This window comes from Bradyrhizobium sp. LB13.1 (assembly GCF_054056815.1).
Genome location: NZ_JBSRYQ010000001.1, coordinates 3,150,904 through 3,170,353 on the forward strand (window position 1 = coordinate 3,150,904; position 19,450 = coordinate 3,170,353).

At 63.5% G+C, this 19,450-nt stretch carries 16 protein-coding genes; 6 read left to right on the forward strand and 10 right to left on the reverse strand.

The features are described 5' to 3' along the window. The first annotated feature begins 8 nt into the window (after positions 1-8). Positions 9-1,190 (forward strand): MFS transporter, encoded by a 1,182-nt coding sequence (locus ACVWYI_RS14855; protein WP_456664527.1) that lies wholly within the window; start codon positions 9-11, stop codon positions 1,188-1,190. A 20-nt stretch (positions 1,191-1,210) separates the two neighbouring features. Here ACVWYI_RS14855 and ACVWYI_RS14860 read toward each other — a convergent pair whose 3' ends face one another. Continuing rightward, entirely contained in the window at positions 1,211-2,290 is a 1,080-nt protein-coding gene (locus ACVWYI_RS14860) for a Cj0069 family protein (RefSeq protein ID WP_456662439.1), read from the reverse strand. Between the two features lie 459 nt (positions 2,291-2,749). On the opposite strand from ACVWYI_RS14860, the gene ACVWYI_RS14865 reads away from it, so the two are divergent. From ACVWYI_RS14865 to ACVWYI_RS14875, 3 genes are read left to right on the forward strand one after another with little or no spacing between them, the layout of a single operon-like run. Further along, positions 2,750-2,983 carry a hypothetical protein gene (locus ACVWYI_RS14865; protein ID WP_247349925.1) on the forward strand — a complete coding sequence of 78 codons (234 nt, stop codon included), beginning with the start codon at positions 2,750-2,752 and terminating at the stop codon, positions 2,981-2,983. Between the two features lie 17 nt (positions 2,984-3,000). After that, positions 3,001-3,909 (forward strand): DUF1259 domain-containing protein, encoded by a 909-nt coding sequence (locus ACVWYI_RS14870; protein ID WP_456650648.1) that lies wholly within the window; start codon positions 3,001-3,003, stop codon positions 3,907-3,909. A gap of 57 nt (positions 3,910-3,966) precedes the next feature. Beyond that, entirely contained in the window at positions 3,967-4,560 is a 594-nt protein-coding gene (locus tag ACVWYI_RS14875; protein ID WP_456650647.1) for a hypothetical protein, read from the forward strand. Between the two features lie 584 nt (positions 4,561-5,144). Here the strand turns inward: ACVWYI_RS14875 and ACVWYI_RS14880 are convergent. From ACVWYI_RS14880 to ACVWYI_RS14910, 7 genes are all read right to left on the reverse strand, one after another. After that, positions 5,145-5,408, reverse strand: coding sequence for a hypothetical protein (locus tag ACVWYI_RS14880; protein ID WP_456662440.1), 264 nt, complete (start codon positions 5,406-5,408; stop codon positions 5,145-5,147). Positions 5,409-5,576: 168 nt separating this feature from the next. Then, positions 5,577-6,995 carry a TolC family protein gene (locus ACVWYI_RS14885; protein ID WP_456662441.1) on the reverse strand — a complete coding sequence of 473 codons (1,419 nt, stop codon included), beginning with the start codon at positions 6,993-6,995 and terminating at the stop codon, positions 5,577-5,579. A gap of 60 nt (positions 6,996-7,055) precedes the next feature. Then, positions 7,056-8,237 (reverse strand): HlyD family secretion protein, encoded by a 1,182-nt coding sequence (locus ACVWYI_RS14890; RefSeq protein ID WP_456662442.1) that lies wholly within the window; start codon positions 8,235-8,237, stop codon positions 7,056-7,058. Next, a complete protein-coding gene (locus tag ACVWYI_RS14895) occupies positions 8,234-8,548 on the reverse strand; it encodes a DUF3302 domain-containing protein (protein ID WP_456662443.1) in 315 nt (104 codons plus the stop codon). Before ACVWYI_RS14895 ends, ACVWYI_RS14890 begins: the two co-directional genes overlap by 4 nt. A 630-nt stretch (positions 8,549-9,178) precedes the next feature. Next, positions 9,179-9,763, reverse strand: coding sequence for a DUF1254 domain-containing protein (locus tag ACVWYI_RS14900; protein ID WP_247349934.1), 585 nt, complete (start codon positions 9,761-9,763; stop codon positions 9,179-9,181). Then, complete coding sequence (locus ACVWYI_RS14905) at positions 9,760-10,338, reverse strand: DUF1214 domain-containing protein (RefSeq protein ID WP_456662444.1); 579 nt, start codon at positions 10,336-10,338, stop codon at positions 9,760-9,762. The genes ACVWYI_RS14900 and ACVWYI_RS14905 overlap by 4 nt, the downstream gene beginning before the upstream one ends. A gap of 9 nt (positions 10,339-10,347) precedes the next feature. Beyond that, on the reverse strand, positions 10,348-12,636 hold the full coding sequence (locus ACVWYI_RS14910; RefSeq protein ID WP_247349938.1) for a transglycosylase domain-containing protein: 2,289 nt from the start codon (positions 12,634-12,636) through the stop codon (positions 10,348-10,350). Positions 12,637-12,930: 294 nt separating this feature from the next. Here ACVWYI_RS14910 and ACVWYI_RS14915 point away from each other — a divergent pair, with 294 nt between their 5' ends. Together ACVWYI_RS14915 and ACVWYI_RS14920 are read left to right on the forward strand one after the other, a co-directional pair. Continuing rightward, the gene (locus tag ACVWYI_RS14915; RefSeq protein ID WP_354047161.1) at positions 12,931-13,446 is read left to right on the forward strand and encodes a YcgN family cysteine cluster protein; all 516 of its coding nucleotides are present in this window, start codon (positions 12,931-12,933) and stop codon (positions 13,444-13,446) included. Between the two features lie 155 nt (positions 13,447-13,601). After that, entirely contained in the window at positions 13,602-15,185 is a 1,584-nt protein-coding gene (locus ACVWYI_RS14920; protein WP_354047162.1) for an MDR family MFS transporter, read from the forward strand. A gap of 3 nt (positions 15,186-15,188) precedes the next feature. Here ACVWYI_RS14920 and ACVWYI_RS14925 read toward each other — a convergent pair whose 3' ends face one another. Beyond that, positions 15,189-16,892, reverse strand: coding sequence for an alpha/beta hydrolase (locus ACVWYI_RS14925; RefSeq protein ID WP_456662445.1), 1,704 nt, complete (start codon positions 16,890-16,892; stop codon positions 15,189-15,191). 18 nt (positions 16,893-16,910) lie between these two features. Continuing rightward, positions 16,911-19,412 (reverse strand): GAF domain-containing protein, encoded by a 2,502-nt coding sequence (locus ACVWYI_RS14930; protein ID WP_456662446.1) that lies wholly within the window; start codon positions 19,410-19,412, stop codon positions 16,911-16,913. Positions 19,413-19,450 lie beyond the last annotated feature (38 nt).

Consider the following 19,450-nt stretch of genomic DNA (forward strand, 5'->3'; position numbering starts at 1 on the left):
TCGCGGTGATGTGCATCGGCCAGGTCGGCAATCTGCTGCCGCATGTGACGCTATCCGCGAACCTTGCGCAGCATTTGATGCCGGCTTGGGGGCTTTCCGCCGCCGAAGGCGGGCTGATGGCAAGCGGTTATGCGTTCGGCTACATGCTCGCGGTGCCCGTGTTGACGACGTTGACCGACCGGATCGATGCGCGACTCGTCCTGCTCTGCGGCTCGATCCTCAGCGGGCTGGCGACCTTGGCGTTCGGAATCTTCGCGCAAGGGTTTTGGTCCGCGACCGCGATCTGGTCCCTTGCTGGACTTGGATTTGCGGGCGCCTACATGCCGGGCCTGAAGGCGCTGACGGACCGGCTTCCCGCCGGCGACACTTCACGGGCCGTCACTCTATACACGTCGAGCTTTTCAGTTGGTGTCGGCCTCTCGTTCCTGGTGGCGCAGATCATCGCTGACGAATGGGGGTGGCGGACCGCCTTCCTCGTGACTGGCTTCGGTCCCATTGCGATGGTTGTCGCGTGCCTTCTGATGCAGGAGCAGCGCCCCGCGCCGAAGACGGGACGCCTTTTGAACTTCGCGCCCGTCTTCGCCAATCGCGAGGCGCTCGGATACATATTCGGTTACGGCGCCCATTGCTTCGAGCTCTACGGCATTCGCACCTGGCTGGTCGGGTTCTGGACCTTCGTCATCTCACATCAAGGCGGGCCTTCCTGGTTGAGCCCCGTTGTGCTGAGCTTCTGCTTCGCGGTGATCTCGATGCCCGCAAGCATCCTCGGCAACGAGGCTGCGCTGAAGTTTGGGCGTCATCGGGCAATCACGATTGTGATGATTGCATCGGCTTGTGTTGCGCTGGTCATCGGGCTGAACGCGACCGCCCCGGCATGGCTGCTCGCGCTGCTGCTGATGATCTATGGCCTGACGGTGCCGGCCGATTCCGGCGCGTTGACCGCGGGCATGTCGGCTGCGGCAGTGTCCGAACATCGCGGTGCGACCCTGGCCTTGCACTCCACCGTTGGCTTTGGGCTGTCAGCTGTCGGCGCCTGGGGAACCGGCGCCGCGCTCGACGCAGCCGGCGGACCGCAGAGCGCCAACGGCTGGCTGCTGGCGTTCATTGTCCTCTCGGCCGGGATCGCGGTGGGTCCACTGGCGCTGCTCTGGGCGCGGGCGCGACCGTCCCCGAGCCGCAGCGCGAGATGACGCTGCTCGCCCCGGCGTTTCTATTTGGCCGAACCAGCCCTTTGCGTCCGCGAGAGCCGATGTTTTGCCGTCCGCGCGATCGCCGCCGGGGCCTCCTCGGGGATCGCAAAGCATGAGCTCGCGTTGATCTCGCACAGGACGTAGGTGTCGGCACCGGCCGCATCTTTCGGACCGTACAGGAAGTCCGCGTCCCAGATGACCGGGAGCGAGCCGTCGTCGATGTCCAGCGTCTTCATCATTCCCGGGGTCCACTCGTCCTCCATCATCCTTCGCAGCACCTGGAATTGCGGAGCATCGGGTCCGTGCATGACTCGCGGGCCCGGCTGGGCCTCGGGCGAGGTCGCACCTTCCGGCGGCGGCGCGATCAAGGCCTTGATCAGTTGGTGCCCGAAGCCCGCGACCTTCGACCCGCTCATGTAGCAGCGGATCATTCCATCGGGCAGGCGAGGCTGAAACGCCTGGTCGATGATACAGCCGCCCCAGCCGAAATACGGCTCGCATCGGGCGAGGAAGGCGTCGAGCGGCACGTCCTCGGGCCGGCTCCCGCGCTGCGCATGGAGCACCCGAACCATGGCGTCCGCGTTCGAGAGAGCCTCGACCTTCCAGATGCCCTGGCCGCCGTTGCCGCGATTTTGCTTCAGCACGCGCGGGCCGTGCGCAAGCAGGCGCGACGGGAATTCGGCGCGGAAGGATGCCGCGGTGTCATAGCGATGCGTGTCGGCGCCCCAGCCGAGGTGACGCGTGCGGAAGAGCACGTCCTTGACGCCCATTTTCAGGATGACGTCCGGATGCGCGCTCACCCACGATCCCCGCGCCGCAACATCACGGAGCAGGGGATCAAGCTCAGCACGCGTCTTGCCCTGATGGATCGGATCGACCCAGACGAGAACGCCGCTGGTCGCGAGCAATTGATCGCGGACCTCCTCGGCAAAGCTTTCGTCGTAGATCACCGGCCGGGCTTCGATGCCGACGGCGGCAAGTGCTTCGAAGACCCGGACGAAGCGGCTGTTTTGCGCCGTCGCATCCTGCCGCGCGGCAGCGTCTCCGCGTGAGAGGATGGCGACGGTGTGTTGGTGAGAAGGGTGTCGTTCGGTATCCATGCGCAAGCTCCACGAATGGCGTGCTGCGCAGAGCTTGGACCGAGGCCTCACGGGGAGTCTGCTTCGTCCCCTCGTGAGCGACATTAATGAGGCCATCCGCAAGTTTCAAGACGGTGGTCGGCGCGGTTCCGCTCGGACAGTGAACTCTTCGTGACGCCCGAACACATGACGGTTGACAGCTTCGCGCTCGAGGCTTTCTATTTGCGGGACGGGGAAGTGCGATCTCCTCGCGAGGCGACATGCCCAAGAATCGCGTCCTGATCAGCAAGGGCGCAGCATGTCATCATACATCCGGATTTCATCCCACAGATTGTCTCGACCTGTCGGCACGTTGGCCGCGCCGACGCTCGTCGACATGCGCGTCGATGCCGGCGTCCTGCCGCGCCCCTTGGGCGCCAGATAGGGACAAGCTCGTGAACGGACTTCACCTGGGGCAGGGACACAACCAGGAGAATGAACATGCGAAGGTGCACAATTTTTCACACGGTCCTGCTGTTGGCGCTCGCGGGCGGGCTGTCGCCGGTCCACGCCCTGACCCAGGAGGAGCTGATCGCCAAGATCCAGGCGGCAGGCTACTCGCAGGTGAGCGACGTCAAGTCGACGGCCGAAGGCATCACCGCAAAGGCGGCGAGGAACGGTAAGGCTGTGACGCTCGTCGTCGACAGCAGCGGCCAAATCAAAGAGCGAAACTGAAGGAGAGGAGTAGCACGATGAAAAGAATCATCTGGGCCATGGTCGGCATTGGCATCTGCCTTCTTGCATTTGGCTTCGGCCCCTTCATCCGGGCATACGCCCAAGATGCCGAATGGCAGAAGGTGGACGAGACCCTGGGCCGCAAGCCTGCCGTCTCGGACGACGTCCGCCGTTACGGCTTTCCCCGCAGCGATCTCTCCGTGACGTTGGACGGCGTCACGATCAAGCCGGCGTTGGCGTTGGGCGGCTGGGTCGCATTCAAGCCTGCGCATGGCGGCGCAATGGTCATGGGCGACCTAGTGCTGCTTGAGACCGAGATCAATCCCGTGATGGCGAAGATGATCGCGAGCGGTCTCGAAATCACCGCCGTGCACAATCATCTGCTGCGTGCGAGCCCGGCAACGTTCTACATGCACGTCGCCGGCCATGGCGATCCCGTCAAGCTGGCCTCCGCGATCCGCGATGCGCTCGCCGAAAGCAAGACCCCGCTGACGGTCGCGGCGCCGGCGAACCCGCCACCCGCCGTCGACCTCGACACGGCGAAGCTCGACCGGATCATCGGGGTGAACGGGAAAGCGAATGGCGGCGTCTACCAGTTCAACGTGAAGCGGCGCGACCCGATAACGGAAGACGGCATGTTGTTGACCCCCGTCGCCGCGATGGGCGTCGCAATCGGTATCAATTTCCAGCCGACTGGCGAAGGCAAGGCGGCCATCACCGGCGACTTCGTGCTGACCAGCGACGAGGTAAACCCGGTCATCCTGGCGCTTCGGACGCACGGCATCGAGGTGACGGCACTGCACAGCCACATGCTGGATGAGCAGCCGCGGCTCTTCTTCATGCATTTCTGGGCGAACGACGATGCCGTCAAGCTTGCTGAAGGTCTCCGTGCGGCGCTCGACAAGACGGCGAGCACGAAGAGCTGAGGCATGGGAAGGCTTGCACTGGCATTTATGCTGGCTTTGTTAGGGGGAGGGAACGCGGTGGCCGAGACCCTGAATTTCGACAATGCTGCTGCCGGAACTTCGCCCGACGGGTGGACCTTGACGATGACCGGCAAAGGAGAGCCGAAATGGACCGTCGAGGCCGAGTCCACGGCGCCAAGCAAGCCGAACGTTCTCAAGCAATCCGGACGGGCGACGTTTCCCCTCGCCATCAAGCGCGATACCAACATCCGCGACGGCTTCGTTGAGGTGAAATTCAAGGCCGTCGCCGGGTCCGAGGATCGCGCCGCCGGAGTCATCTGGCGGGCGAAGGATGCCGATAATTATTATGTGGTCCGCGCCAACGCGCTGGAGGACAATGTCGTGCTGTACAAGACGATCAATGGCGTTCGAAGGTCACTTGAGATCGTGGGTCGCAGAGGCGGGTATGGCGTCAGCGCGCCGGTGTCGTCCGGGCAATGGCACGTGCTGCGCTGCGACTTCGCGGGAAGTCGGTTCAAGGTGACCTATGACGGACAGCCGTTGTTCGAGGTAGAGGACGCCACGATTGCGCATGCGGGCATGATCGGCCTGTGGACCAAGGCGGATAGCGTGACCCTGTTCGATGATCTGACATATGGTGAGATCAAATAGGCGTTTGGTCACTTACGCCGAGATTGCCATGAATGTTCTATGCCTGCCGGTCGCGACGGCCCTGCTGATTGCGTCGATCTGCCCACTACGGGCGGAAGAAGGTTTGTCGCGTTCAAATCACTCGATCCGGAACTGGCGCGCGATCTTGCGAGCAGATGTAGAAGCTTCTAAATGACAGCCCTTTTGCACCGGCCGACAACCGGCGGAATTGCAGACAATTTGTCCCGAGGTTGGAGCCGTTAACTTCTCCGGGGCCGCTGCGGAGCTTTCTGGCCGGACGCGTTTGGGCTGAGTGTCTTCACGGCTTGCGGTTGGCTTTCTTGCAATCTTCCCGCAAATGTTGTCATCGCCGACCTCATAACTGCTGCGACACACAATCTTTGTACAGCGGTCACCGTCCGCCCTAAAGCCATGTTCACAGAGCAAGGGGCAGACGCGTCCGCTCTTGTGAAGGTTTTCAGATGCCGGGCCCCATGAAGGTGGGCGCCGCGGGCACGGGGCCGGCGTCCGAATTGTCGGTCAGCAAGGCCGGGGGAATCGTGAGCTGAGCGCTGATGCCCGCCGCTGGCTCACAGGCACGTCGGTCATCCCTGCACGGCATAACAAGTGAAACGGTTGCAATCCTGGTATATGCCGCGACACTCGAAGGATGGTATTTGCTTCAAGGACAGGCAGTCGCGATATCGCGCACGACAGATTTTTAGGCATTGCTGTTTAGCGGTGTGTGCCGCCGCGAAGGTGAAAGAGGCGAGATCGGCGTCGCGCGCGTAGAGCGTTCCCGAACCTAATGAGAGAAGCAGTGCAAGCAGCACGAAGGCGACGGCAAACGATCGATTGCTAGAGGTCATGGCTCTGGGTCCTTTCTGGGTTGAAAAACGCGGCGAAGTCTGGAGTGTCGCGCATCGGACAGAAATGGCAGGCCAGCGGGAGCGGGACAGGTGTTTTCGCATCGCATCCATCTTCCTGGCTGCTGACGCAATCCCCACCACACGGCCGGCGCGCGGTTCACAGGCCCATCACCATTCGGGAGGCCGGATCGTCGGCCCGATATCCTGAGGACCAGGCAGACCCGGCGCCAGCGGTTGTTGCTCGTTTGCCGGCGGGAGCAAATTTCCCCAGTCCGTCCGTGCACGCATCCGTTCAAGCGTTGCGGCGGTGACGAAGTTGCCACCTTCCCGTATCTGCCATCCGCCACCGAGCGCCCGAAACACCGCGGTCAGGCCAAGCGGAACGTTGGCCGAAGCGCCGGCCAGGCTGTTCTGTGCCTGAAAGAGATTCTGTTCTGCCGTCAGTACGGTGGTAAATGATGTCCCGCCCTGCTCGTATTGCTCAAGTGCGATTTTGAGGGCTCCCTTTGCCGCTTCAACGCTGCGACGCAGATATGCGGCCTGGTTTCGCGATTGTAGATATGTCGCAAGACCGTTGTCCACCTCCTGCTGGGCGCTCAACGCGGTGTTCTGATAGTCGATCAGCAATTGCTGCAGCTTGGCATCCTGCAAACGGATGTTGTTGGTGATTTGCCCGTAGTTCAGAAGATTCCATTGAAACGATGGGCCCGCAGCATACGCCACGCCCTTCCAACTGACGACCTGGCCTAGATTATGGCCATTGGCGGTGCTCGCCGAGCCGCCGAACGTGCCCGATATACTGATTGCCGGATAGAGTTGCGTCGTGGCACGGGTCTGCTCGAGGACATTTGTCGCCTGGAAAACATCAAGCTCCGAAGTTCCGCCGCCCGAGAACTTCGCCTTTGCGATACTAAGCGCCTGTTCCTGCCTGCGGACATTGGCCCGTGCAATCCCGATCAACTGCTCTATTGTGCGTATACCGATATAAGTTGCGGTAACATCGGCCAGAAGCGACACCAGAACGCCGTCATAAGTCGCAATCGACGCCAGGTACACGGCATCGGCGGATTCGACTCCGCGGCGAAACTTGCCCCAGAAGTCCAACTCCCAGGCCGCCTGTGCGGCCAGGCCATCGGTCCAGAAGTACTGTGGCGTCGCATTTGGACCGGCCAGCGGCGTCGCGGCACTGGTCCGATTGTAAATGACCGACCCCACTCCCTGTTGGACCTGCGGATAGGTTATGCCGATGGCTATTCCCAGCACGGCACGTGCTTGCAGCACCTTGGTCCCCGCGCTCTCCAGCGTCAGATTTTGGTTGTACGCAATTCTTATTAGCTGATTGAGCGTCGGATCGCGAAAGCCTTCCCACCAGGATTCATACTCGAGCGGACCGGATTTAACCGCGCGATTGCCTGCGCCACGAAATTTTTCGGCAAGCGGAGCGACAGGCGCTGTAAAATCCGGCCCAATCGTACATGCTACGGTTGGCAGGAGAAGCGCAGCCACAAGCAACCCATGAATTGACCAGCCAGCAATAGCGCCGGCATTGTGCGGCCGCCCAAACGTTGCCTGATACTGAGGCTCCAAGATTTTCTCTCCCTACGCGTCGGCCAGACTCGTGTGTATCTCTTGTTGTTGTATCGCACGTCAGGACGGCGGCTTTTCCACAGAGGGCATGACGTACAGCAGCCACTTCTTCATCCGGATCGTGACCTTCGAAATGACGTGCGTGGCCTTGCCCTTCTGCGTATAGATCGCCGCTGATCCGCCTGACCCAAGCGACAGCTTGCGGGCTATGGCATCGTCGCTGAAATTGATCCGCACTGCATAAAGCCCGTCGGATCCGATCCGCGCTGCGTTCGGTATTGTGCCGCTGGTTGTGAATTGACCTCCCCCAGTTGCCGGAATCACGTAGTCCACTTTTCCAAGGAACAGGCGGCCCGGATACGGGTTGAGCACCATTTCCACGTCATCGCCGGGCTCGACATTTGAGAGCCAATTCTGCGGAAACACGGCGGCTACGGCCGTATCGGACACGTTGACGAATGTTCCGGCTGCAGCAAGCGGCATCGGCACAAGCATGGTTCCGATCTGCACCTGCCAATTGGTGACATATCCATCGCCTGGCGCCGTCATCTTGCACTGGGCCAAGTTGAACCGCGCGTCATCGAGCTGCGCTTCAACGGCCGGAACGTTGCTTTGAGCCGTTTGCACAACGGCTTCGGCCTGTTGCGCAGAAGCCTCCGCTTGCGCAAGGGCCGCTTCGGCCTGTTGAACGGCGGCTTCCGCCTCCTGACGTTCCTGCGTTGCCTTGGCTACGTTAAGCTGACTAATGGCCGCTTTGTCCGCGCGCTGAATGTTGAGGGCGATTTGCTCCTGGGTTTTTGCAAGTTCGTCAGCAGCCTTCGCTTTTACGAGACTGGCCTGCGCATTCGGTATGGCCGTCTTTGCGGTCGCGAGCGCAGCTTCGGCTTGCCTTACGTTGGCCTTCGATGCAGCCAACTGCGCCTCGACCTGGTTCACCGTGTACTTGTACGGCGCCGGATCGATTTCCAGCAGCAAGTCACCTTTCTTCACTCGTTGATTTGCCTCGGCGTGGATCACCTTGACTTGCCCTTTGACGTAAGGGACGAGCTGCACCACGTACTGGCTGGTCACCATCTTGTCCGTAATCGGCGCCGACTGCGTCCAGACCACCACGACGCCGCCGATCATGAACACACCTGCGACGATCAAGCCTGCAATCAGATAGGCCGTGGGCTTGAGGCGGAGGACCTTGAACAGTATGAGAACGAGTGCAACGTAGACGATGATCAGGATTGCGATCACGGTCGTGTCTCCCTCTCCACCGAGTGCTGCCGTGAGGCTGCCACGGCGTCACTTTCGACGTTACCCAGCTCAGGGGTGTTCTTTCCAGACCTCAGTCCGAACGGCTTCGTGAACGCCCATACGAAAGCTACCGGCCACAGCAACCCACCAGTCGCGATCCCGACCCAGCCCATGGCATTGATCGCGCTGGCCTGGGGGTGATTCCATTTGCGGGCGAGCTGGCCTGGAAGTTTGCCTAGATTGACGACGATTAGGACGCCAACAAAGATCAGAACAGCGAATACGCCAAACGCCGAATGCGTCCAATGCACCGAACGAAGAATCCACTGCCAGCACTCCAAGTAGGACTAAGCCATCGGATTCGGCGCAATTACTCGCAGTTCAATCCCGTCGACCGAGCCAACCAAGGATTGGATTAATACGGGGTGCGCTTTGGTTTGACGAAGGACATGCCCAATCAGAACCATCTTTGAGCCTCGTCGAGGAATGGTCATACCGAACTCCTGCGCTTCGGAAAAAAACCGCAACGTTGAAGAGGCAGCGCTGCGGCCATGCCCGCGGGCCGCAGCAATGATGGAGGACAACCGCCTTCCGGGGCTATGCATTTTCGGCCGACGACATAATTATCGTTCGAGGGCCATGAGCGAACGCTTCAACGTCCGGTTCGGGGACAAGGGCTGACATCAACTTGGAGCTGCTCCGGCATGAAAAAACCCGCGGCGGATTTCTCCGCGCGGGTTCTACGAATTCTCGATAGTGGCATTCTGCCGGTGTTTTGCCCGACGTGTCAAAGCTGAACGGCGCGGCGCTCTGCACGGCCGGCTTAGTCCGAGACCGGGTGCTCGGCACGAGCTCAGAATTGCAAATGATTTCAGTGCCCGCGCTACTGTGCATGGGGTTGTTTTTCAGTTTTTATTTTTGCGGTGCCGAAGCGGCGCGCGTCAGCGCCGTCCGCGCGGCGCTTCGGCCTTGGCCGGCTGCTCGGTCTGCGGTCCGCAGCTTGCGGCAGCGAGGGTTGCCTGCGCCTGCTGCATCAGGCCGGGCTCGGGGGCCAAGGCCTTCATCACGATCAGGCCGGTGGTAGCAGGGGAATCGATGATCAGGCGGTCGGCCGCGGTGATCTCTTCGTCCTCGGGCAGCTCGTTGTGCTGCGGCTCGGTCATCAGGTCGAGCTCGATCACCTTCTTGCCGGCCGAGCGGTCGTTGATGGCGTAGTAGGCGATTTCGTTGCGGGTGTAGAACGACACCGAGGTGTAGGCCTGGCTGACTGGCACGGTCAGCTTGATCGGTCCGTTCGACAGGTCGTAGCGGCAGATCGCGAGCGCAAAGGCCGGGTCCATGAACGGCATCGGCGAGGTGTTGGGATCGGCGAGGGGAAGCTGCGTGACGGCGTTGAGCTTGGTCATCGGCGTCAGCCGCGAATAGGCGTCCTGGGTCGCGATCCGCGGCAGCGCCAGCACGCTGACCAGATGGACCACGAGGCCCAGCACGACGCCGGTAACGATGGTGAACAGCAGCCGGATCATGAGCAGCCCACCGTCGTGATCGTGGGCATCGGCGCATCGCGCTGGGTGCGCGTGGCAACGCCGACCGGGGTGTCGTAGAGCCGCAGCATCAGCGCATAGCGCTCGATGCCGCCGGTCGGCAGCCAGTTGCCGGCGCGCGAGCGCGAGGCGATGCGGATCTCGAACGAGCCGTCGGACTGCCGCACGATCTCCTGGCTGGTGAAGCCATAGCGCTGCAGCGAATTGGCGACCAGATGACCCTTGCGGTCGTACAGCGTCAGCGTCCAGAACCGCGCCGGCGGCGTCACCCCTGAGACCACGACATCGCAGCGGCCGTCCAGCCCCTTCTTCTTGTCGTCGGCGGTTGCGGTGAAGGCGACGCCGTCGCCGGTACCGATCGGCAGCTCGCCGTTGCGCACGATGGTGGCGCGCGAATAGGGATCGACGTCGGCAGTGCCGGTGCGCGGGCGCGCGGTCCAGGGGCCGATGGTCAGCGCGCCGATCTCGGTGCCGCGCGTCGTCGTCATCCAGGTCGCGCCGACGCCCACGATGGTTGCGAGCAGAAGGGCCGTCAATGTGATCAGGATCAGCCGCACTTGTTTCGATCAGTTCTTGCGCGGGACGGACGCGTTCGCATTCTCTTCCGCATAGTTCTGCGGGAAGGCGAGCGCGCTTGTCGCCGAGGCGGGCTTGGCCGCCTTGGGGTCGTTGCTGGTTGATTTGGTCGCGGTCTTGGCGGCGTCGTCCAAAAGCTTCTCGACACGAACAAGGACGTCGGCGCCGCGCTTGGTCAGCACCGGTGGCGGACCGGGCTTGGTCTCCAGCACCTTTGGTGACGCGTTGGCTTGCGCGTTGGCGATTGGCTCCCGCGGCAGTTTCTGGCCCATGCCGACGCCGGGGATTTCCCGGACCTCGACGCCCTGATGCGCCGCGAGCATGATGTCGTGCCAGGTCTGCGCCGGCAGCGAGCCGCCGGTCATGCGGTTGGTCGGCGAATAGTCGTCATTGCCGTACCAGACCGCGCAGGTGAAGTTGCCGGTGTAGCCGACGAACCAGGCGTCGCGATAAGCATTCGTGGTGCCGGTCTTGCCCGCGGTCGGAATGCCGTCGAGGGCTGCACGGCGCGCGGTGCCTTCGCTGACCACGTGGCTCATCATGCCGGCCATGTCGGCGGCGACGGAGGCGGGGATCGCCTGCCGCGGCTTCGGACCGTCGCGGTCCCAGCGCCAGACCGGATCGCCGGCGCCGGTGCGCACTTCCAGCACGGAATGCGGCGTCACGGCCTTGCCGCGGTTCGGGAACGTCGCATAGGCGACGGCATGCTCGAGCACGGTGACTTCGTCCGAGCCGATCGGCAGCGACGGCGTGTCGGGCAGCGGCGCCTTGAGGCCGAAGCGACGGGCGACCTCGACGATCTTGGCGCGGCCGATCTTGGCCGGGTTCGGCGCCTTCGGCTGCTCCTTCTGGCCGATCGCGATCGACAGTTTGACGGGCACCACGTTGATCGAGCGCGTGATCGCCTGCGTCAGCGTCACCGCGCCGGAATAGGAGTGGCCATAATTCTGCGGGCACCAATTGCCGATGCAGACCGGGCCGTCGACCACGATCGAATTCGGCGTGAAGCCGTTGAGGAGCGCGGTGGTGTAGACATAGGGCTTGAACGACGAGCCCGGCTGGCGATAGGCGTCGGCGGCGCGGTTGAACTGGCTGGCGCCGTAGTCGCGGCCGCCGACCATGGCGCGGATGCCACCGTCGAGATCGGAGACGACGGTCGCGGCCTGGGTCGCGTGATAATCGCGGCCGAACTGGCGCAGCTGGTTCTCGACCGCGTCTTCAGCCGCCTTCTGCACATTGGCGTCGATCGCAAGCCGCACCACGAAGACGCGCTCGGTGTAGGATTTCGGGAAGGTGTCGACCAGCTTGCGCATCTCGTCGAAGGCGTAGTCGAGATAATAGTTCGGCGACGCCTCGTCGCGGCGGTCGACCGCGAAGGCGGGGTTGCGGCGGGCGCCGAACACCTGGCCCTCGGTCATGAAGCCGGCGTCGACGAGGTTGTCGAGCACGACGTTGGCGCGGGCGCGCGCCGCGGGCAGGTTGATGTGGGGCGCGTATTTGGTCGGTGCCTTGAACAGGCCGGCGAGCATCGCGGCTTCGGCAAGCGTCACGTCACGCGCCGACTTGTTGAAGTAGAAATGCGCGGCGCCGTCGACGCCGAAGGTACCGCCGCCCATATAGGCGCGATCGAGATACAGTTTCAAAATCTCGTTCTTGGTCAGGCGCCATTCCAGCCAGACCGCGAGAAAGGCTTCGTTGACCTTGCGCTCGATGGTGCGCTCGTTGCTCAGGAACAAATTCTTGGCGAGCTGCTGCGTGATCGAGGAGCCGCCCTGGCGGACGCCGCCGGCCTGGGCGTTGGTGACGAGCGCGCGCCCGGTGCCGGCGATGTCGATGCCGAAATGCTCGTAGAAGCGGCGGTCTTCGGTCGCGAGCGTCGCCTTGATCAGCACGTCCGGAAAATCTTCCAGCGGGATCGAGTCGTTATGCTTGATGCCGCGGCTGCCGATCGGATTGCCGTAGCGGTCGAGGAAGGACACCGCGAGGTCGGACTTCTTCAGCCAGTCCTCGTCCGCAGTCTCGCGGAAGGCGGGAATGGCGAGCGTGAGCATCACGACCAGACCGCCGAGTCCGATGGTCGCAGCCTCTGACAGCGGCTCGATGAACACCCAGCGCTTCCATCGCCCCACATAGAAGCGGTCCATGAAGGTCGAGTAGCGCTCGTAGAGCTCGCGGATGCCCTTGGCCGAGGAGAACAGCGAGGAGTCGATGCGCGCATCGAGGTCCAGGAAGAAATTCCGGACTTTCTGCTTCCAATGCGATGGTATGATCTGGCGCACCTAGAACCCTTGAGGCTTGGTTCGAAAGCGTTCAAGCACCCGGCCGGGGCGGCATCGAGACGTCTTGCGGGAGTGTTGCGGCAAACCCAAGGCGCCCGGCTAGCGCCTCGGGGGACTTGCTGTTCCTTCTAGCCGAGCAGGGCCTATAAACCAATGGTCACGCTCGCGATTTTGAATAACAGGCCTAATTGACCCCGGTTCATTACGGGCCTCACGCGGGCGCTGCTTGCAGCCCCACGGCCGCACGCCCTAGATGACATGAACCGTAGCTCTTTCGAACTTTTGTTGAGGCCCATGACCGCAGCTCCCAAACGACCTTCAGGCCAGGAAGGATTCTTCTGGAAAACCAAGACGTTGGAAGAGATGTCGGGGCCCGAATGGGAAAGCCTGTGCGACGGCTGCGGCCGCTGCTGCCTGAACAAGCTCGAGGAAGAGGGTACCGGCGACATCTATTTCACCCATGTCGGCTGCAAGCTGCTCGATGGGGCGACCTGCGGCTGCAAGGACTACCCGAATCGTTCCGACAAGGTTCCTGACTGTGTTCGCCTGACCCCCGCCAATGTCCGCACCCTGAACTGGCTGCCGCCGAGCTGCGGCTACAAGCTCGTCGCCGAGGGCCGCGACCTCTATTGGTGGCATCCGCTCGTGTCAGGTGATCCGAACACCGTGCACGAGGCCGGCGTCTCCGTACGCGGACGGGTCGAGGGCAGCGAGGAGCAGATCCCGGACGACGAGCTCGAGAACCACATCGTGCAATGGCCGGCGCAACTGCCGAAGCGGGCGCGCCTGAAGCGACGTCCGAAGGACTGATCCGGCGGGGATTTGGATCACGTCTTCGGGAAGACCGTGAGGTGGGATGCACCCATGCGCGGCAGTGCCTGCCCGAGAAGAACTTTGCTGTCTACATTGGGCTGCATAGAACGAATCCTTCGCGGCGTTGCGCCGCCTCATGGCTTCCGGTCGAGATGAACAAGTTCGAGCGGCAGAGCAGTTCTGCCGACATCCAGACATTGCCCGACGACATCGCCGAGGAATTGTCCCGCCTGCCGTCCGAGGTCTTGAGCGTCGATGACGCGCCGTCACTGGCGCCGCCGGCGCCGCTGTCCCAGGACGAGGTCCGCACCATCGTCATCAGCCTGATGCTGACGATGTTTTTGGCTGCGCTCGATCAGACCATCGTCGCAACCGCGCTTCCGACCATCGGACGCCAGTTCCACGACGTCTCCAATCTCTCCTGGGTCATCACCGCCTATCTGCTCGCCTCGACCGCGGTTGCGCCGGTGTTCGGGTCGCTGAGCGACATCTACGGCCGCCGCGTCATGATCATCATCTCGCTCAGCCTGTTCGTCGCGGGCTCGGTGCTGTGCGCGATCGCGCCGAACCTGCCGATGCTGATTCTTGCGCGCGGTCTTCAGGGATTGGGTGGCGGCGGCATCATGCCTGTCGTGCAGACCGTGATCTCCGACGTCGTGAGCCCACGCGAGCGCGGCCAGTACCAGGCCTACTTCTCCAGCGTCTGGATGGTGGGCGGCATTCTTGGCCCGGTCATCGGCGGCGTGTTCGCCGAGCATCTGCACTGGTCGATGATCTTCTGGATCAATGTGCCGCTCGCGGCCGCGGCGATCGCGCTGCTGCTGCCGAGGATGAAGAAGATCCCGGTGTTCCACCGCAAGCGCAAGGTCGACTGGCTCGGCGGCGTGTTGTTGATGGCCTCCGCCGTCGTCTTCATGCTGGTGCTGACCTGGGGCGGCACGCGCTTCCCGTGGCTCTCGCCGACCGTGCTTGCGATGGTGGGCGGCGCCGTCGCGCTCGCGGTCACCTTCGTGTGGCATGCGCGTCGTGCGGACGAGCCGTTCCTGCCGCTGCCGCTGCTCGGAGGATCGGTTGCCCCGTTCGGGCTGGCGGCCGGCGGTTGCGCGCTCGGTGCGATCACGGGCCTCACGGTGCAGCTCCCGCTCTATTACGAGGCGGTGTATCATCTCAGCGCCAGCGAGGCGGGCCTTGCGCTGATTCCGCTCGCGGCCGTCTCGACCATCGGTGCTGCCGTCGCTGGCCGCACCATGGCGCGTGCCAAGCACTACAAGCGCGTCGCCATCGTCGGCACGTCCTGGGCTGCGCTGTGCGGCCTCGGCCTCACCTTGACGACGCTGCCGCTATGGGCACTGCTGACGCTGATGGCTGCGTTTGCGCTTGGCCTCGGCACCACCTTTCCGGTCTGCGTGGTCTCGGTGCAGAATTCGGTCTCGCGTCCACAGGTGGGCACCATCACCGGCGCATTGAACTTCTTCCGCTCGCTGATGTCCTCGTTCACGGTCGCGGCGTTCGCGGCCATCCTGCTCATCGCGCTCGGTGCCGACATTCCGCTCGCCGGCGAGCATCACGTCGCGGGGAGCGTCGCAATCCCGGCCGACGACATGCGCCACGCGTTCCGCTACGTTTTCGGCGCCGCGACGGCGCTGATGACCGGCGCCGCCCTCTGCCTGATCATGATGGAAGAGCGGCCGCTGGCCGGCCCCACCGTCGCCCAGCAGGTCGAGATGGCGGAGTAGGGATTAGCCACCGCGATCGTCGTAGGGATCGTCCCCGGCGTCGCCCGTCTTCCGCGCCTTCGCCGCAAGCTGCTCTTTAAGCCGCGCCAGTGCGTCGGCGGACCAATCACGGACATCGGTGACCGCGACCCAGGCATCGACGTAATGCTCGGGCGCGTAGACATGGCCAAAGCCCATCGGCGTGCCGTTTGCGACCGCCATGTCGAGGGCGAGCTGCAGCATCGTGACGATGGGATACCAGCGCAGTTCCGGCGACACGTCCGGCCCGCGCGGTGCGCTCATCCAGGCCGGGGCCCGATAGGCGTCGCGGTAGGCGAAGAACGTGATCGCGTCACTTGCATATTGCAGATAGACGATCCGCATCGGACCCCAAGGCGCGTCAACCGGCACCGTCGGTCCATTTTGATTCATGAAGCGCACGAAGCGGCTGTCGCGAAATTGCGGCAGCCATGCCGGCGAGCCCGGATTGCGGTTCGCGGTGACCGAGCGCCAGATGCGGCTCTCGAACGGTGGCCCGCTCCAGAGCGCGCCGGCGATGGGATCGCCGATCGTCTCGAACAGTTCTGCCGATTTCTCCGAGTTCATGGCGCCAAGGCTAAGCCCATGCAAATACAGCTTCGGCCGTTTTTCTTTCGGCAGCGTCGTCCAATAGCCGTAGATTTCCGCGAACAGCGCGCGCGCAGCCTCCGCGCCGTATTCTGGCTGAAACAGCAGTGACAGCGGGCTATTGAGATAGGAGTATTGCATCGCGACGCTTGCGACATCGCCATGGTGGAGATATTCGACGGTATCGATTGCGGACGGATCGATCCAGCCGGTGCCGGTCGGCGTGATGACGATCAGGATTTTGCGGTCGAAGCCGTGCTGCCGCTTGAGCTCGTCGAGCGCAAGCCTGGCGCGCGCCTGCGCGGTGTCGCGGCTGCCGAGGCCCACATAGACGCGCAGAGGGTCCTGCGCAGGCCTTCCGGTGATTGCACGGATGTCTGTTGCGGTCGGACCTGAGGCGATGAATCGGCGGCCGGTACGCCCGAGCTCTCTCCAATTTACCAGCGATGCCGCGCCTCCTGTTCGACCGGGATCGGTCGGCTGCGGCCGCTCGGGCTCGTGCAAGGCGTCGAGTTCACGGAAGGACGAATCAAGCGCGTTGAACGCCATGCGGACCAGGATGTTGCTGGCGATCGCCCAGAACAGCAGGCCTGCAACGAGCACGCCGATGACGTTCGCGATCCTCCGCGGCATGAGGCGCCGTTTGCGTGCGGCAAGGAAGCGGGCGACAAGCACAAACAGCCGCCCCAGCGCCAGCAGCACCACGAACGTGACTATGGCAATGACGCAGACCTTGAGTGGATGCGCGGTCTCGACCGGGGCCATTTTCATCACACTGCGGATCGAATTCTGCCATTCGGTTGTGCGCCAGAGGAAGACGATGACGAGGAGCAGGCAGCCGACTGCCGCCAGCGCATTCGCAATTGCTCGTGCGCGCGCCGACGGCTCGGGCAATTCGAGATAGTGCCACAGCCGGCGCCACAGGACGCCGGCGAGGTAGCCGATCGCGAAGCAGCCGCCGGCAAGCGCACCTTGCGTGAGATAGCTGCGCGGGATCAGCGTTGGCGTGAGCGCGGCCGCGAAGAACAGCGCGCCCAGGATGAGGCCGACGCCGGACAGCGAGAGCAGTTGCCGCCGAAAGAACCACGCGAGACCCTTCAAGACACCCTCCCGGTAACGCTATCCCTTGTTGTTCTCCGCAAAGCGGCTCTTGCGCGGCAGCAGAATCCTGAACTCCGTGAACGCGCCGGGCTCGGTCGCGACGTCGATCGTGCCGCCGTGCTGCTTTACCACGATGTCGTGGCTCATCGACAATCCGAGGCCGGTGCCTTCGCCGGCCGGCTTGGTGGTGAAGAACGGATTGAACATCTTCTCCTTCACCTCGTGCGGGATGCCGGTGCCGTTGTCGCGGATGCGGATCTCGATGCTGTCGCCGCGATCGCGCGTCGTGGCGGTCACGACCGGATCGTAGTCGCCGGCACCATTGTCCGCCTTGCGCTTGGCGACCGCGTAAAAACCGTTCGAGATCAGGTTCAGCAGCACCCGGGTGATCTCCTGCGGAAACACTTCCGCTTGCCCGGCCGCGGGATCGAGCTCGCGCTTCAGCGTCACGTCGAACTGCGGCTTCTCGGCGCGGGCGCCGTGATAGGCGAGGTTGAGGCTCTCTTCGACCAGCGCGTTGATGTCGCTCAGCCGATGCTCGCCGCCGCCCTCGCGGGAATGCAGCAGCATGTTCTTGACGATAGAATCGGCGCGCGTTCCGTGCTGCACGATTTTCGCGAGGTTGTCCTTCAGAAGCCCGGTCAGCTCGTCGACTTCGCTACGGACGTCGTCCGCGAGCGGGACAGGCGCGAGCGCCTCGTTCAGCTCGTCGGTCAGCTCGGCGGAGAGCGACGCAAAATTGTTGACGAAGTTGAGCGGGTTCTTGATCTCGTGCGCGATGCCGGCGGTGAGCTGGCCGAGCGAGGCCAGCTTCTCGGTCTGGACCAGCCGGTCTTGGGCGGCGCGCAAATCGTCGAGCGATTTGGCGAGCTCCCTGGTGCGGTCCTGCACCTCGTTGAACAGCCGCGTGTTCTCGATGGCGATCACGGCCTGGTCGGCAAAGGTCTTGAGCAAGGCGACCGCCTTATCCGGGAAAGGACCGGCCTCCGGCCGCGTCACGCCGATAGTGCCGATCGCAACGCCGTCGCGCAGCATCGGGATCACGAGGATGCTGCGATAGCCTCTGGTCCGCGCCAGTTCCCTCATGGCGTCCGTGAGGTCGGGCTCGTTCTGCATGTCGCTTCGGAATGCGAACTCTCCGCTCGTCGCCACCCGGCTGTGAATGCCGGATGCCGACAGCGGCGCGGGGAACGAGCTGAGCAGATCTGCGTTGCCGGCCTCAACGTCAGTGGTAAAGGCCGCCAGATGCAGCAGGCCGTCGATGACGCGGGTGACCGTGGAGGAATGTCCGCCGATCAGCGTCTTGGCGCTGTCGGAGATCGCCTGGAACACCGGCGTCACGTCCGCGGGCGAGGCCGCGATCACCTTGAGGATGTCGGCGGTCGCGGTCTGCCGTTCCAGCGCTTCCCTCGTGGCGTTGAACAGGCTGACATTCTTGATCGCGATCACCGCCTGGTCGGCGAAGGTCTGCAGCAGCCGCACATGATGCTCGCCGAAAGCGCCAGTCGCTCGCCGCGTGGCGATGATGATTCCAATGGCCTCGCCGTCGCTCATCAAGGGTGCGAACAGCATGCTGCGGTAGCCGCGGGCGCGCGCGATGTCGCGGGCCGCCGGTTCGAGCTCGGTGTCGGGCAATTGCGCCGCCGCACCATGGGCCACGAGCTGGTAGGGCGGGAACTGCGCGAACGGCACCGGGAACGAGGACTGGAGCACGCGATCGCCGGCTGGATCGGTCGGCGTGAACGCCGCAAGGTGCGCGGCGCCGTCGATATAGCGCAGCACCGCGGTGGAGAAGCCGCCGATCAGCCGGTTGGCGTTGGCGGCGATGGCGTCGAACACCGGCTGTACGTCGGACGGTGAGGCGGCCATCACTTTCAGAATGTCGGCGCTGGCAGTCTGGCGCTCCAGCGTCTCGCGCGTCTCGTTGAACAGGCGCGCATTCTCGATCGCGATCACGGCCTGGTCGGCAAAGGTCTGGAGCAGCTGCACGAGGTCGGCCGCGAACGCGCCGGGCTCGGCGCGCGTGACGCTGATCATGCCGACTGGAGCACCCCGGTTCATCAGCGGCATGAACAACACGCTGCGGAAGCCACGCAGCCGTGCAAGGTTCCGGTTCAGCTCCGGGACGTCCGCAGCTTCGCTATCTGGAAACTGGATCGTCTCGCCGCCACGCACCAGGGCGAAGGTTGGAAAGTCGGCAATCTTGCGCGGGAACGAGGCCTTGAGCCCTTCGTCCGCCTCGGGGCTCGTTGGTGTAAACGCCACGAGGTGCAGCTCGTCGCCGATGAATTGAAGCACGGTGGCGGAGAAGCCGCCGAGCAAATGCCTGGAGCTGGACGCAATCGCCTCGAAGACCGGCCGGGCATCGGACGGAGAGGCCGCGATGGTACGCAAGATCCCGGCGCTGGCGCGCTGACGATCGCGCGCAGTCGCAAGCTCGCTGCGAAGCTGCGCGCTTTCGGCTGAGGCCGATTGTAACAGGCGCTCGAGTTCCTTGATGTCGTTGGTGGGGCTGGTCATTCGCAATCCGGCTTGATGCGGCGACATGCGCGGCACCA

Coding starts and splice junctions, on each gene's coding strand:
- ACVWYI_RS14855 (WP_456664527.1), top strand. CDS start 9: ATGTGCATCGGCCAGGTCGGCAATCTGCTGCCGCATGTGACGCTATCC.
- ACVWYI_RS14860 (WP_456662439.1), bottom strand. CDS start 2,290: ATGGATACCGAACGACACCCTTCTCACCAACACACCGTCGCCATCCTC.
- ACVWYI_RS14865 (WP_247349925.1), top strand. CDS start 2,750: ATGCGAAGGTGCACAATTTTTCACACGGTCCTGCTGTTGGCGCTCGCG.
- ACVWYI_RS14870 (WP_456650648.1), top strand. CDS start 3,001: ATGAAAAGAATCATCTGGGCCATGGTCGGCATTGGCATCTGCCTTCTT.
- ACVWYI_RS14880 (WP_456662440.1), bottom strand. CDS start 5,408: ATGACCTCTAGCAATCGATCGTTTGCCGTCGCCTTCGTGCTGCTTGCA.
- ACVWYI_RS14900 (WP_247349934.1), bottom strand. CDS start 9,763: ATGATCCGGCTGCTGTTCACCATCGTTACCGGCGTCGTGCTGGGCCTC.
- ACVWYI_RS14915 (WP_354047161.1), top strand. CDS start 12,931: ATGACCGCAGCTCCCAAACGACCTTCAGGCCAGGAAGGATTCTTCTGG.
- ACVWYI_RS14920 (WP_354047162.1), top strand. CDS start 13,602: ATGAACAAGTTCGAGCGGCAGAGCAGTTCTGCCGACATCCAGACATTG.
- ACVWYI_RS14930 (WP_456662446.1), bottom strand. CDS start 19,412: ATGACCAGCCCCACCAACGACATCAAGGAACTCGAGCGCCTGTTACAA.